Source organism: Thiocapsa rosea, from assembly GCF_003634315.1.
GTDB classification, from domain to species: domain Bacteria; phylum Pseudomonadota; class Gammaproteobacteria; order Chromatiales; family Chromatiaceae; genus Thiocapsa; species Thiocapsa rosea.
Genome location: NZ_RBXL01000001.1, coordinates 1,908,861 through 1,921,197, shown reverse-complemented (window position 1 = coordinate 1,921,197; position 12,337 = coordinate 1,908,861). Strand labels below are relative to the sequence as shown.

The following is a 12,337-nucleotide window of genomic DNA, read 5'->3' as shown; positions in this document are numbered from 1 at the left end:
AATCCGAAGCGGAAGCGGCTTCGAGCCGGCTGGAAGCGGACTTACGGAACCGGATCATCGTTGAATAAGCGTCTCGACTGCGCGTGTCCGGAAGGCCCGGGGCGAATCAATTCGCCCCGACATGCCGGTCGACTGCTCACCGGGAATCACCCAAGACCATCCCGAAAAAATACTTGAACCGCGTCCTCCGCCGCGCTCGTGGACTCACACCAGGTCGAGCCCACCTCTCCGAGCGCGCAGACCCCGCCGGACGCGGTTCAACAGCCTATTGCGCCTGAGCCCCGAGACAAGTCTGGGTCACGGTATTGAAGTTGCCGCACATCACCGGCGGGGTCCAATCGGCGGTCAGATCCTTGGAGCCTTCAAGGAAGTCCGACCAGGCGTCGCCGGGGACCTCTTCTTCGGTCGCCCAAACGACGGCGAACTGTCCGTCTTCCTGAATCTCGCCGATCAGCACCGGTTTGGTGATGTGGTGGTTGGGCAGCATCTTCGCGGTCCCGCCCGTGAGGTTCTTGGTCTCCAGACCGATGATGGCGGCCTGCACCGCATCCGGATCCGTAGTGCCGGCCTTCTCGACCGCCTGAACCCAAAGATCGAAGCCGATCTTGTGCGCCTCCATCGGGTCGTTGGTCACGCGTTTGTCGTTCTTGGTGAAAGCGTGCCAGGTCTCGATGAAGGCGGCGTTGGCCGGGTCGTCGACGCTCATGAAATAGTTCCAGGCGGCGAGATGGCCGACCAGCGGCTTGGTGTCGATGCCCGAGAGCTCTTCCTCGCCGACCGAGAAGGCGATGACCGGGATGTCCTCGGCGGCGACGCCCTGGTTGCCCAGCTCTTTATAGAAGGGGACGTTGGCGTCGCCGTTGATGGTCGAGACCACGGCGGTCTTCTTGCCCGCGGAGCCGAAACGCTTGATGTCGGAGACGATGGACTGCCAATCGGAGTGACCGAAGGGCGTGTAGTTGATCATGATGTCCTCTGCGGCGACCCCATTCTGCTTGAGGTAGGCTTCGAGGATCCTGTTGGTGGTACGCGGATAGACATAGTCCGTGCCGGCGAGCACCCAACGCTCCACACCCAGCTCGTTCTTCAGATAATCAACCGCCGGGATCGCCTGCTGATTCGGCGCAGCACCGGTATAGAAGACGTTCTTGGAGGACTCTTCGCCCTCGTATTGGACGGGGTAGAAGAGGAGTCCGTTGAGTTCCTCGAAGACCGGCAGCACGGACTTGCGCGACACCGAGGTCCAGCATCCGAAGACCACGTCAACCTTGTCTTTGGTGAGCAGCTCGCGTGCCTTTTCGGCGAACAGCGGCCAATCCGAGGCGGGGTCCACCACGACGGCTTCGAGCTGCTTGCCGAGCAACCCGCCTTTCTTGTTTTGCTCGTCCACCAGCATCAACACCGTATCTTTCAGCGTCGTCTCGCTGATCGCCATCGTGCCGGAGAGAGAATGCAAGACCCCGACCTTGATGGTGTCGTCCGCGGCTTGGGCGATGGATCCGGCACTCAGACCCAGCATCAGGCCCGTGCCGAGCAAGATCGATTTGATCGGGTCGCGTCTAGACATGCGTTTTGGCTCCTGTTGGTCGTGGATCTGATCGTCAGGTCATCCCGGGAGCGGGACGCCCAATGCGAAAAAGCAGAAACCGCGCCAAAGCGAGCGAGCACGTGTTTGCGGCCCTTACGGACTGCAAAGATCGAAAGCCGCACCAAAACGGCGCAGCCAGGGGATGGACCGGGGCGCGAGGCTCCGCCACGCGCACCGCAATTGAACATCCTAGATGCTGCGAGCAGCTCGGACGCGGACTGGGTCGACGTCAGCTCGCCCTATCCGGGTTCCCGGTAGACCCGCGCCAAGACGAGCTTCGTCCTGACCGACAGCAAGGGTTTTTTCTGCGGAGTCGGCGCCTAGGATGGAGAGCCGACCGGGCAGGCCGCGCACTGCGGCATTTGCGCTTTACTCGGCGACGAAGTCGGACTGATCGGAGGCAACCTTCATGATCGTGTCCTTGCCTCGCTCGTCCGCTTGCCTGAAGTAATCCACCAATTGCCGCTCGGTCATGGAGAGCGGGTCCTTGTCGTCGAGACAGAGTAGATAGGTCGGGGTCACGGTTCCGAGTGCGACCGCCAACTCTTGGGCCTCTTCGAGCCCCATGCGGCGAATACCCTGCTCGTAGTTGCTGATGCGTGACTTGGACAGCGATTCGGTGCGGCCGGAGAGCTCGGACAGGCTCAGTTTCTGATCCTGGCGCGCCGCTCGAAGGCGTTGCCCGATGCGTTTTGTGAGATCCATAGTGATTGGGCTCTGGTGTTCTAATGTCAGTGGTATGGGTGCTGTTTCATTTGTGTACGAATCCCTTCCGAATCAAGCACATTTCGTCCGCGCGCAAGGCGTCGTTACAGTCGATGACTCTTTTGAGCACCCTTGGGTGCCGACGCGGCGGGGCAGGACGCCGGGGCATCATCCCAGAAAGGCGTCCTCCCACTCTGCGACATCGCCCACGGTTTGAGGTTGCGGCTCCACGACACGATCGGCAAATTCGCGATCGAGTGTCTTCATGAAGCACTTGGTCTGGGGCGACAGAAATTTCCCGCGCCTTTGTACGATACCGTAGCTGCGCTTCGGGAAATACTGAGAGAGCGGAATTCTACTCAAGTTTTCGTCACCGGTCAGACAGACATCGGTCACGATCGAGATCCCCAGGCCCAATTCGACATATTTCTTGATGACCTCCCAGCCGCCCGCCTCCAAGGTGACCCGGTAGGCCAGGTTGTGTTGCTTGAAGACCAGATCGACCATCCGCCAAGTGCTGAGATGCCGCGGCGGCAGAATCAGGCCATAGGGGGCGATCTCTTCGAGGGTCACCGATTCCTTACCCGCAAGCGGATGGTCCTTCGGCGTGATGAGTGTCGGCTGGTAGGTAACGAACGGGCGGTAGGTAATGTCGTCGGGCACATCCAACATCGAGCCCACGGCGAGGTCGACCTCGTCCGCACGCAACATGGCCAGCCCGTCGCGGCCGGTCACGTTGTGCATCTTCAGCTCGATCCCCGGATACTGGTCGACGAAGGCGCGCACCGGGTCGGGGAGGATATAGAGGATGGTCGACTCGCCGGCGGCAATGTTCAACACGCCCCGGTCGACGCGGCCGCATTGCGTCGCGAAGGCCTCGTGCAGCTTGTCCATACCCTCGACCAGAGGCTCGGCCATCTGGAAGAGCAAATCGCCTTCGGGTGTCAGCTTGATCTTGGGGCCGCGCCGCTCGAACAAGACGGTGCTGAACTCGCGCTCCAGCGCCTGGATCTGCAAAGACACGGTGGGCTGACTGAGAAAGATCTTCTCGGCTGCAGCGCTGACGCTCCCGGTGCGCGCCGCATGACAAAAGGCCCGTAATTGTTTGAGTCGATTCTGTTTATAGTGAATTTGGGATCCTGAGCCCATTGGGATTCCGATCTTCGAATGGTGGTAAAACCTATACTATCCCAGCAGACCCATTGAAAGAAGCAATTATTTCGGCGCGATGGTCGCCACAGTCGGCTCAGCGTCGTCCCGCTGGATACCGCCGGTAAGCGCCTCTGATTCACCAAGGCTGTCGGAGCCCTGCATGAAGCACGAAGCGTTTTAGACCGACGGGCTGGGGTGCCAAATCGAGCGAGGGCAATCCTGCGATGGCATGAGGAGCGTGCGGCGGAGCAATGCACGTCGTGCGTCACCCGATCAGCATCCCGACGGGCGGCAGGGTCGCGCTCCACGCGACGCTTTCGGAACCGCTCAAGCCTCGTCGAGCTGACTGAGGATGTTGCGTGCGACGCGCCGTTGGTCGGGATCGCCCTCCTCCAGCACCTCGTAGAGCACCGTGCGGGCGGCAAAGGTGCTGCCCAGCTCGCGCAATCGGTTCGCCCGCCGAATCTTCTCCTCGACCGAATTGATCGCGTGCGCCGCTTCCGTAGCCGTAGCTTGGAGCGTCGGAGCGGCATCCGACTCGGAGCTTCGAGGCGCCCCCGTGATCTCGTCCGCCTCGATCAGATCCAACTCGGCTTCCATCTCGGACTCGCTCAAAGGCTGCCAACGATCCGGATCGTCGAAGTGCGGATCGAGATCGCGCCCGACCTCCCGCATCTCGGACCGGGGCGTGACGCGGCCCGAGGTCGATCCGCCGACCGGACCCGCCGGGGCCGCGGGCGAAAACGCGTTGCCCGAGGCATCGGGATCCGGTTCTTCGTCGGTGTCGTTCGCGCGTTTGCGCACCAGGACCTTCGACAGGACAATCCCCAGCTCGAACAGCAGCCACATGGGCACGGCCAGCAAGGTCTGTGAGATGACGTCCGGCGGTGTCAGCAGCATCCCCACGACGAAGGCGCCGACGATCACGTAAGGACGCTTGGAGGCAAGGGCTTCCGGCGTCGTGATCCCGGCCGCCACCAGCAGGATGGTGGCGATCGGAATCTCGAAGGCGATCCCGAAAGCGAAGAAGAGCGCCAGCACAAAGTCGAGATACGCCGAGATGTCCGTCATCATCGCCACGCCGTCCGGCGTGGATGCCGAGAGAAACGCGAAGATCAACGGGAAGACGACGAAAAAGGCGAACGCGACCCCGACGTAAAACAGGATGATGCTCGAGATCAGCAGCGGCGTCGCCAGGCGTTTCTCGTGCTTGTAGAGCCCGGGCGCGACGAACCCCCAGAACTGGTAGAGCAGGAAAGGCATCGACAGAAAGATCGCGGCGATCAGGGCCAGCTTGAAGGGCGTCAAGAAGGGCGCGGCCACCTGGGTGGCGATCATGGTGTTGCCGTCCGGCAACTGCGCCATCAAGGGCGCTGCCACGAAGGTGTAGATCTCGTTGGCGAACGGGAAGAGCGCCAAGAACACCACGAGGATCGCGATCGACATACGGATCAGACGATCGCGCAGCTCGATTAAATGGGAGACGAAAGGCTGTTCGGCACCCGGATCGTCGGGCTGCTTCGCGGGGGACATGGGTGATGTTCTCGTCGCTGGTTGGATGACGGCTCGGCGAGCGGATCGGGCGAGCGATGCGTCGGCTTGCCCGACGGGCGAGATCAGGTCGCCGGATCGGCGCCGTCAGCTCGCGGAGGTGTCTCGCTCTTTCGGCCGGGCGGCCGAGGTCGACTCGTCGGGCGCGCCGGGTGGCTCGCCCCGTGCCGGCGCGCGCGCGGCCTCGGTGCCGGAGGCGGGCTTAGCGGTGCGCTTCGCCGGCTCTTCGAGAATACTCTCGAGCGGGCGGCTGCGTGCCTGCTTGTCGAGAATCTCCTTGAGCTCGTCGGCCTTGAGCTCGCGCCGGATCTCGTCCTGGACCGAGGCCAGTGTGCGACGCGCACGCCCCAGCCAGAGTCCCGCGATACGCGCAACCCGCGGCAAGCGCTCGGGTCCGATGACGACGAGCGCCACCACGCCGATCACCAAAAGCTCCCAGAAACCCATGTCGAACATGGCAACCTCGCGTGACCGCCTTACTAAGTGGACGCTTTGGGGGAGGACGCCTGCGGGTACGACACCTTAGGCGGACTTGTCCGTCGGCTTCGCAGGCTCGCGTTTGGCCGGCTCGCCGTCGGCGACACGCTTCTCTGCGGTCTGCTCGACCCGTTTTGCTTCGGCCTCTTCCTCGGCCTTCTCGCTCTCGGACATGGCGCTTCGGAAGCCCTTGATCGCGTTGCCCAGATCGGAACCGATGCCCTTGAGCCGTTTGGTCCCGAACAACAGCAGCACGATGACCAGGATGATCAGAAGTTGCCAGATACTGATGCCACCAGCGCCCATGTTTTCCTCCGTACCGTCGTTGCGAGACGGTCGACTCGATTCAGTGGGGAGGCCGACGAAACAGATTCCATCGGCTGGATTTTCGACGTCTTCGGCACCCTTGCATCAAGGGACCCGAAGCGCCCGGATCATACCGCAATCACAAAGACGCGGTTAGTCTTCGGTGACCCGAGGTCGGCGATTAAACCGCGCCCAGCGCGGTATACGATGTTTTTGGATGGGATCGGCCCCGGCGAATTTCAGAACTGCTGGAGCCGGCGCGGTTTAAAGTATTAAAAAATATAAAATTTTAAACCGCGCCCTCCGCTAAGGGTCGTGGATTCACCAAACTTCGAACTCACTCGAAAGTTAGCCTCTCGCTCTAGACGCGGTTTAAGCCGGGGATCAGGATCCACGACCGGCCTTCTCGTCCAACCCCGAGAGGCCAAAACGCCGGTCCAGCTCCGCCAAGACATCGGCCGGGCCGAGACCCTGCTGCGCGAGCAGAACCAGGGTGTGGAACCAGAGATCCGCAACCTCGTGCACGATCTTCTCGGGGACCCCGTCCTTGGCGGCCATGACGGTTTCGGTCGCTTCCTCGCCGATCTTTTTGAGGATGGCGTCGAGACCTTTGGAATACAGGCCCGCGACATAGGAGCTTCCCGGATCCGCCCCCTTTCGAGACTCCAGAACCTCGGACAACCGCTCGAGCAGGTCATTCATGATCGATCACGCCTTCCCGTAAATCGCGTCCGGATCCTTCAGAACGGGCGCGACCTCGACCCAATGCCCCTGCGCATCGAGCTCGCGAAAAAAACAGTTGTGACGCCCGGTATGGCAGGCAATCCCGCCCTTCTGCTCGACATCGAGGAGCACGACGTCGGCGTCGCAGTCGATTCGGATGGCATGCACCACCTGCTGATGGCCCGATTCCTCGCCCTTGTGCCAGAGCCGCCCGCGCGAGCGCGACCAGTAGACCGCATGCCCGGTCTCTCGCGTCAGCCGCAGAGACTCGGGATTCATCCAAGCCATCATCAAGATGGTGCCGGTCGCGTGCTCTTGCGCAATCGCCGGCACCAGTCCCTGAGCATCCCACTTGACGGCATCGAGCCAATCTTCAGACATCGTCGATCTCCTCGCGGCACTCCCGGTGTCGGCGACACCCGGCTGCGCGCACTTGCAATTGGCCCCGTCTCAACGCGGGCTCAGGCTATCCGCGAGGCGCTGCCCCTCGGCAAAGTCGAGCGTCCCTTCATAGATGGCACGCCCCGTAATGGCCCCGATGATGCCGCAGCTCGCCACCTCGGCCAGCGCGCGCACGTCGTCGATGACCGTGATGCCGCCCGAGGCGATCACCGGGATGCGGATCGCCCCGGCCAGCGCGCGGGTCGCTTCCACGTTGGGTCCGTTCATCATGCCGTCGCGACCGATGTCGGTGTAGATGATGGCCGCAACACCGGCGTCCTCGAACCGCTTCGCCAAATCTTCGGCCTGATGCTCGGTGATCTGTGCCCAGCCCTCGATGGCGACCTGCCCGTCCTTCGCATCGAGCCCGACCATGATCTGACCGGGAAAGGACCGACAGGCGCGCTCGACGAAGACCGGCTCCTTGACCGCCTGGGTCCCGATGATGCAGTAGGTCACCCCGGCGCTCAGATAGGCCGCGATGGTCGCTTCGTCGCGGATACCGCCACCGACCTGGATCGGCAGCTCGGGAAATGCCTCGGCGATACCGCGAATGGCCTCGCCGTTGACCGGCATGCCGGCAAAGGCGCCGTTGAGATCGACCAAATGCAGCCGGCGCGCACCCTCACCCACCCAGCGTGCGGCGGTGTCCACCGGGTCGTCGGAGAAGACCGTCGCCTCCTCCATCCGGCCTTGACGCAGGCGCACACAGCGGCCGTCCTTCAAATCGATTGCGGGAATCAGCAACATGGATCGGTCACTCGCTGTCGGATGTCGGATGTCGGATAGACCCCTCTCTGCCGAGAACTCGGGCAACGGAGGCGACGTGGGTCCAAGTCTCAAAGCGCGCCCTTGGTGGACGGGGTAATCCCCGCCATCCTTGGATCCGGCTCCACGGCCATGCGCAAGGCACGCCCGAACGCCTTGAAGACGGTTTCTGCTTGGTGATGGGCGTTGGTGCCGCGCAGATTGTCGATGTGCAGCGTCATGGCCGCGTGGTTCACCAAACCCTGGAAGAATTCATGAAAGAGATCGACGTCGAACCCGCCGATCATGGCGCGGGTGAAGTCGACGTTGAACTCCAGCCCGGGGCGGCCGGACAGATCCACCACGACACGCGACAGGGCCTCGTCCAGCGGGACATAGGCGTGACCGTAGCGACGCAGACCCTTCTTGTCCCCGAACGCCTGCGCGAGCGCTTGGCCAACCGTGATGCCGATGTCTTCGACCGTATGGTGAGCGTCGATATGCAGATCGCCCTCGGCCTGGATGTCGAGATCGATCAGACCATGTCGCGCGACCTGATCGAGCATGTGGTCCAGAAAGGGCACACCCGTGTGCAGATCCGAGCGCCCGGACCCGTCCAGATCCAGTGCCACGCGGATGCGGGTCTCCAGGGTGTTGCGCTCGACCCGGGCCTTACGATGTGTACTGTCGAGGGTCATGTTGAAGCAGTGTCGTTGGCTCGCAAGCCCGCATTAAACCATAGCCGATCCGGACGACATAAGGGCGAGGGCCGCAAACGCCGGAAACGACGGCGCAAATCGTCCCGGCGAGGCAGGCATTGAACCGCGCCCAGAGCAGTGTGCGATGTTTTTGGATGGCATCGGCCCCGACAGACCTGAAGACCGCTCAAGTCGGCGCGGCTCAAGATATTGAATACTATATATTATTCTAAACCTCGCCCCCGCTAAGGGCCGTGGATGTACCAAACGTAGAACTCACTCGAAAATCAGCATCTCGCTCCGGGCGCGGTTTAGCTCGACATCCCGCGCAGCAGCTCGCGCACGAACCCAGGTCCACGGTAGATGAGGCCACTGTAGATCTGCACGAGATCTGCGCCGGCTGCGAGCTTGGCCGACGCGCCCGCGGGGTCCATGACGCCCCCGACACCGACGAGCACCGGGGCCGGACCGACGGCCTGTCGGACCAAGCCCAGCAGGGCGGTGCTCCGCTCCAGGATCGGTCGACCCGAAAGCCCCCCGCTCATCCCCTCGGTGCTGCTGCGAAGCCCTTCAAAGCGGATGCTGGTGTTGGTCAAGATCAGGCCGGCACAGCCCGCATCCAGCGCCGCGCGGGCGCAGTCGATCGCGTCCTCGTCGGCGAGGTCCGGCGCGAGCTTGACCAAGAGAGGCTTGGGCCGGGCGAGACGCTGATTAGGCCCCTGGATCGCCTCGATGATGCGCGCCACCTCGTCGACCCGCTGCAGATCCCGCAGGCCGGGTGTGTTCGGACTCGAGATGTTCACGACCACATAGTCCGCGAGATGACCGACCCGCTCGAAGCTGCGCCGATAGTCGTCCGCCGCCTCCTCCGCCGGGGTGACCTTGGACTTGCCCAGGTTGACGCCGAGCGGAACCTGGAGGATATCGCGCGCACGCAGCCGCTCCAGCCGGATCGCCGCCGCATCCGCACCCGCGTTGTTGAAACCCATTCGATTGATCAGCGCCTCGTCCGCCGGCAGACGAAAAAGCCGCGGCTTCGGGTTGCCGGGCTGTGCCAGCGCCGTGATGGTCCCGACCTCGATGAAACCGAAACCCAGCGCCTGCCAGGCGGGCACGGCGACGGCATTCTTGTCCAGACCCGCCGCGAGTCCGATCGGGTTTGGGAAGTGCAAGCCCATCGCGTCGACCGCCCGTCCCTGCGCACGGGCAATATCCTCCGCACCCAAACGGCCCGAGAACCAACGCGCCCATGATCCGAGCAGCGCCAGCGTCGAATCGTGTGCGCGCTCGGCGTCCAGGCGGAAAAGAAACGGTCGTGCGAAGCGCCAAAACCGGCTCGCGTGTCCCACACTCGTCGTCATCGTCCGATTAGTCTCCAGTGAAGTCCGCGAGCCATCCGAGCGGAGAGGAAGCGGGCGCTTATAAGACGCGGATGCGTAGTATAGCAGTCTCGTGCGAGACTTCTGTTTTCGGCCGGAGATGCTCGATGTTCACCTCCCTCGCGACGGCATGGCGAAGACTCGTGGCCTTCGGAATGGTCGGGGCCATCGGCACGCTCGCGCATTACTTGGCCCTCGTTTCGCTGGTCGAGATCTGGGGGCTTCATCCTGCTGCGGCGACGACCGTCGGCTTCGCTCTCGGTGCAGTGATCAATTACCTGCTGAACTATCGCTATACCTTCAACAGCTCAAAATCCCATCAGGATGCCGGACCAAAGTTTGCCTTGATCGCAATCGTAACCGGCGTGCTCAATACCTGGATGGTCTATGCCGGCGTCGACGTCCTTGCGCTCGACTACATCCTCGTCCAGATCGCGGCCACCGCAGCCGTCTTTCTACTCAACTTCGTATTGAATAGCCTCTGGACCTTTCGGGAGAAGGATGCGACATGAGCCCCGAACAACCCGATGCGCTCTACACCCTGCTCGACCAGAACGGCGCGGCCCGGGTCACGGAGCCGCCGACGCTTTCCTTGATCGTCCCCGCCTACAACGAGGCCGAAGTGCTCGATGAACTCCACCGGCGTCTGACGGCCGTGATCGGCGGTTTGGGCGTCACCGCCGAGGTGATCTACGTCAACGACGGCAGCCGCGACGCGACCCTGGACATCCTCTATCGCCTGCGTGCCGCCGATCCGCGGGTGGCCGTCCTGAATCTCAGCCGCAACTTCGGCAAGGAGATCGCGATGACGGCCGGGCTGGATCACAGTCGTGGCGAGGCCACGGTTATCATCGACGCCGATCTGCAGGATCCGCCCGAGTTGATCCCCGAACTGATGGCACGCTGGAGCCAGGGCTACGACGTGGTCTACGCGACACGCCTGTCGCGTGAAGGCGAGAGTGTTCTCAAGAAGCTGAAGTTTCTCAGTTTCATACAGCCATATCATAATATAAGCAACCACGAATATGCGCGCATATTAGTGAAAGCTTATTGACGAAATCCAAGCTGCCACGATGACCAAACGCGTGTGAAAAACGCGGACGATTCGGTGAATAAACAAGCAGTTGAAGATGAATGCGGGCTCGCGCAAGCGTATAATGAAAGGTGCCTAAGCCAATGATTAGACGCCAAATACGAGCCGCATTCGATGTCGATCCTACCCGCACTCGCCATTCAATTCCAGGGCCTTTTTCCGAACTCCGACCACGGCCGAGAACGCGCCCGCTGGTTCATTCTCACGCTGCAGGCGATCCTGTTGCCGATCACCGCCTCGCGTACCTCCAACCTGCTGCGCACCATCGCCACGCTCTTCGGCGTGGTGATCGGCGAGGCCAGGTACTACACCTTCATGGCCTCGGTGAAGCTGCCGTGGACGCGGATCTGGGCGGTGCTCTGGCGGGCGATCCCCGACCCCCTCACCGACGGGCGCCTGCTGGTGGTGCTGGACGACTCGATCAATCCGAAGACCGGCACCAAGGTGTTTGCCTGCCAGCGCAGCTTCGACCATGCCGCCAAGACCAATCAGAGCTCGTTTCCGTGGGCGCAGACCATCGTCACGCTCGGACTGCTGAAGGTCATTCACGGGCGCTGGTGTTGCCTGCCGTTGGCCTTCGCCTTTTACCTGCGCAGGGCGACCCTGGCGCTGCGCAGCGTGCGCATCCGCGGTCGGGTGCTCACCTTCGAGACCAAGTTCACCCAAGCCGTGCGCCTGATCCAGAGCTTCGCCGGGGTCTTTCCGCGGGCGCCGATCCTGGTGGTCACCGACAGCTGGTTCGGCAACAACGGCTTGCTCAAACCGTTGCGCCGGGCGCTCGGCTCCCGTGCCCATCTGCTCTCGCGCCTGCGCGTGAACGCGGTGCTCCACGATCTGCCGGTGGCCGTGCCGGGACGCGCCGGACGACCCCGCAAGTACGGGGAGCGTCTGGGCAGTGTCAAGGCGATGCAGACCGCACTGCGGGCCACCGCGCGGACTTATTCCCTCAACCTCTACGGGCGGGTTCGCGACGTGGTGGCCGCCGAGCAGGTGGTGATGCTCAAGTCCCTGCGCTGCCAGGTGCGCGTGGTGTGGGTCTACCGGCGTACCCAATGGATCGCACTGGTGACCACCGACCTGACCCTATCCGTTGAACAAATGATTGAAATCTATGGCGCGCGCTGGAAAATAGAAGCCGGATTCAGGGAAATCAAGCAGGAGATCGGCAGTGCCCAGACGCAGACCCGCAATCCCGATGCGGTCACCAACCATCTGCACTTCTGTATGGTGGCCACCACCATTACCTGGATCTACGCGGCCAGCTTGGAGCAAGCCCCCGCACGGCGCTACGCCGCTGCGCGTCGGACCGAATATGCCTTCGCCGATGTGCGCCGAGCGCTTGCACATGATCTCGCCGACGTGGGTTTCGGGGTCGACTGCGACGATCCCGGCCAAGGCACCCGAAATCCCCTCATCGTTGCAGTCATGCGGCTGGTCGCCTGAGGAAGACGGGAAACTTCAGTTCTCAAGAAGCTGA

The 12,337-nt window shown here is 62.6% G+C and carries 14 protein-coding genes; 3 read left to right on the top strand and 11 right to left on the bottom strand.

The window, feature by feature from the left end; genetic code table 11:
* Positions 1 to 265 precede the first annotated feature (265 nt).
* The 11 genes from urtA to BDD21_RS08665 all read right to left on the bottom strand — a co-directional run bounded on the left by urtA (position 266) and on the right by BDD21_RS08665 (position 9,749).
* Positions 266 to 1,567: an urea ABC transporter substrate-binding protein gene (urtA, locus tag BDD21_RS08715; RefSeq protein WP_120796834.1), complete on the bottom strand. Its 1,302-nt coding sequence runs from the start codon at positions 1,565 to 1,567 to the stop codon at positions 266 to 268.
* Between the two features lie 390 nt (positions 1,568 to 1,957).
* A complete protein-coding gene (locus tag BDD21_RS08710) occupies positions 1,958 to 2,293 on the bottom strand; it encodes a helix-turn-helix domain-containing protein (protein ID WP_120796833.1) in 336 nt (111 codons plus the stop codon).
* A gap of 168 nt (positions 2,294 to 2,461) precedes the next feature.
* The gene (locus tag BDD21_RS08705; protein WP_120796832.1) at positions 2,462 to 3,442 is read right to left on the bottom strand and encodes a LysR family transcriptional regulator; all 981 of its coding nucleotides are present in this window, start codon (positions 3,440 to 3,442) and stop codon (positions 2,462 to 2,464) included.
* 330 nt (positions 3,443 to 3,772) lie between these two features.
* Positions 3,773 to 4,978 (bottom strand): twin-arginine translocase subunit TatC, encoded by a 1,206-nt coding sequence (tatC, locus tag BDD21_RS08700; protein ID WP_120796831.1) that lies wholly within the window; start codon positions 4,976 to 4,978, stop codon positions 3,773 to 3,775.
* Between the two features lie 105 nt (positions 4,979 to 5,083).
* Positions 5,084 to 5,452, bottom strand: coding sequence for a Sec-independent protein translocase protein TatB (gene tatB / locus BDD21_RS08695; protein WP_120796830.1), 369 nt, complete (start codon positions 5,450 to 5,452; stop codon positions 5,084 to 5,086).
* A gap of 66 nt (positions 5,453 to 5,518) precedes the next feature.
* Positions 5,519 to 5,779 carry a twin-arginine translocase TatA/TatE family subunit gene (tatA, locus tag BDD21_RS08690; RefSeq protein ID WP_120796829.1) on the bottom strand — a complete coding sequence of 87 codons (261 nt, stop codon included), beginning with the start codon at positions 5,777 to 5,779 and terminating at the stop codon, positions 5,519 to 5,521.
* A 384-nt stretch (positions 5,780 to 6,163) separates the two neighbouring features.
* The gene (locus tag BDD21_RS08685) at positions 6,164 to 6,481 is read right to left on the bottom strand and encodes a phosphoribosyl-ATP diphosphatase (RefSeq protein WP_120796828.1); all 318 of its coding nucleotides are present in this window, start codon (positions 6,479 to 6,481) and stop codon (positions 6,164 to 6,166) included.
* Between the two features lie 6 nt (positions 6,482 to 6,487).
* A complete protein-coding gene (hisI, locus tag BDD21_RS08680; RefSeq protein WP_120796827.1) occupies positions 6,488 to 6,883 on the bottom strand; it encodes a phosphoribosyl-AMP cyclohydrolase in 396 nt (131 codons plus the stop codon).
* Between the two features lie 69 nt (positions 6,884 to 6,952).
* On the bottom strand, positions 6,953 to 7,693 hold the full coding sequence (gene hisA, locus BDD21_RS08675) for a 1-(5-phosphoribosyl)-5-[(5-phosphoribosylamino)methylideneamino]imidazole-4-carboxamide isomerase (RefSeq protein WP_120796826.1): 741 nt from the start codon (positions 7,691 to 7,693) through the stop codon (positions 6,953 to 6,955).
* An 89-nt stretch (positions 7,694 to 7,782) separates the two neighbouring features.
* Positions 7,783 to 8,388, bottom strand: a complete 606-nt coding sequence (gene hisB, locus BDD21_RS08670) for an imidazoleglycerol-phosphate dehydratase HisB (protein WP_120796825.1) — start codon at positions 8,386 to 8,388, stop codon at positions 7,783 to 7,785.
* Between the two features lie 311 nt (positions 8,389 to 8,699).
* Positions 8,700 to 9,749, bottom strand: coding sequence for a quinone-dependent dihydroorotate dehydrogenase (locus BDD21_RS08665; RefSeq protein WP_120796824.1), 1,050 nt, complete (start codon positions 9,747 to 9,749; stop codon positions 8,700 to 8,702).
* Between the two features lie 125 nt (positions 9,750 to 9,874).
* Between BDD21_RS08665 and BDD21_RS08660 the strand changes: the two genes are divergently transcribed.
* The 3 genes from BDD21_RS08660 (at position 9,875) to BDD21_RS08650 (ending at position 12,303) form a co-directional block, all read left to right on the top strand.
* Positions 9,875 to 10,279, top strand: coding sequence for a GtrA family protein (locus BDD21_RS08660; RefSeq protein WP_170164715.1), 405 nt, complete (start codon positions 9,875 to 9,877; stop codon positions 10,277 to 10,279).
* On the top strand, positions 10,276 to 10,821 hold the full coding sequence (locus tag BDD21_RS08655) for a glycosyltransferase family 2 protein (RefSeq protein ID WP_245969477.1): 546 nt from the start codon (positions 10,276 to 10,278) through the stop codon (positions 10,819 to 10,821). Before BDD21_RS08660 ends, BDD21_RS08655 begins: the two co-directional genes overlap by 4 nt.
* Positions 10,822 to 10,974: 153 nt before the next feature.
* Positions 10,975 to 12,303 carry an IS701 family transposase gene (locus BDD21_RS08650; protein WP_120796822.1) on the top strand — a complete coding sequence of 443 codons (1,329 nt, stop codon included), beginning with the start codon at positions 10,975 to 10,977 and terminating at the stop codon, positions 12,301 to 12,303.
* The last annotated feature ends 34 nt before the right edge of the window (positions 12,304 to 12,337 follow it).

What these genes read in the sequence shown, in the direction of transcription:
- urtA (WP_120796834.1), bottom strand. Translation starts at nt 1,567, where the DNA reads ATGTCTAGACGCGACCCGATCAAATCGATCTTGCTCGGCACGGGCCTG.
- BDD21_RS08710 (WP_120796833.1), bottom strand. Translation starts at nt 2,293, where the DNA reads ATGGATCTCACAAAACGCATCGGGCAACGCCTTCGAGCGGCGCGCCAG.
- BDD21_RS08705 (WP_120796832.1), bottom strand. Translation starts at nt 3,442, where the DNA reads ATGGGCTCAGGATCCCAAATTCACTATAAACAGAATCGACTCAAACAA.
- tatC (WP_120796831.1), bottom strand. Translation starts at nt 4,978, where the DNA reads ATGTCCCCCGCGAAGCAGCCCGACGATCCGGGTGCCGAACAGCCTTTC.
- tatB (WP_120796830.1), bottom strand. Translation starts at nt 5,452, where the DNA reads ATGTTCGACATGGGTTTCTGGGAGCTTTTGGTGATCGGCGTGGTGGCG.
- tatA (WP_120796829.1), bottom strand. Translation starts at nt 5,779, where the DNA reads ATGGGCGCTGGTGGCATCAGTATCTGGCAACTTCTGATCATCCTGGTC.
- BDD21_RS08685 (WP_120796828.1), bottom strand. Translation starts at nt 6,481, where the DNA reads ATGAATGACCTGCTCGAGCGGTTGTCCGAGGTTCTGGAGTCTCGAAAG.
- hisI (WP_120796827.1), bottom strand. Translation starts at nt 6,883, where the DNA reads ATGTCTGAAGATTGGCTCGATGCCGTCAAGTGGGATGCTCAGGGACTG.
- hisA (WP_120796826.1), bottom strand. Translation starts at nt 7,693, where the DNA reads ATGTTGCTGATTCCCGCAATCGATTTGAAGGACGGCCGCTGTGTGCGC.
- hisB (WP_120796825.1), bottom strand. Translation starts at nt 8,388, where the DNA reads ATGACCCTCGACAGTACACATCGTAAGGCCCGGGTCGAGCGCAACACC.
- BDD21_RS08665 (WP_120796824.1), bottom strand. Translation starts at nt 9,749, where the DNA reads ATGACGACGAGTGTGGGACACGCGAGCCGGTTTTGGCGCTTCGCACGA.
- BDD21_RS08660 (WP_170164715.1), top strand. Translation starts at nt 9,875, where the DNA reads ATGTTCACCTCCCTCGCGACGGCATGGCGAAGACTCGTGGCCTTCGGA.
- BDD21_RS08655 (WP_245969477.1), top strand. Translation starts at nt 10,276, where the DNA reads ATGAGCCCCGAACAACCCGATGCGCTCTACACCCTGCTCGACCAGAAC.
- BDD21_RS08650 (WP_120796822.1), top strand. Translation starts at nt 10,975, where the DNA reads ATGTCGATCCTACCCGCACTCGCCATTCAATTCCAGGGCCTTTTTCCG.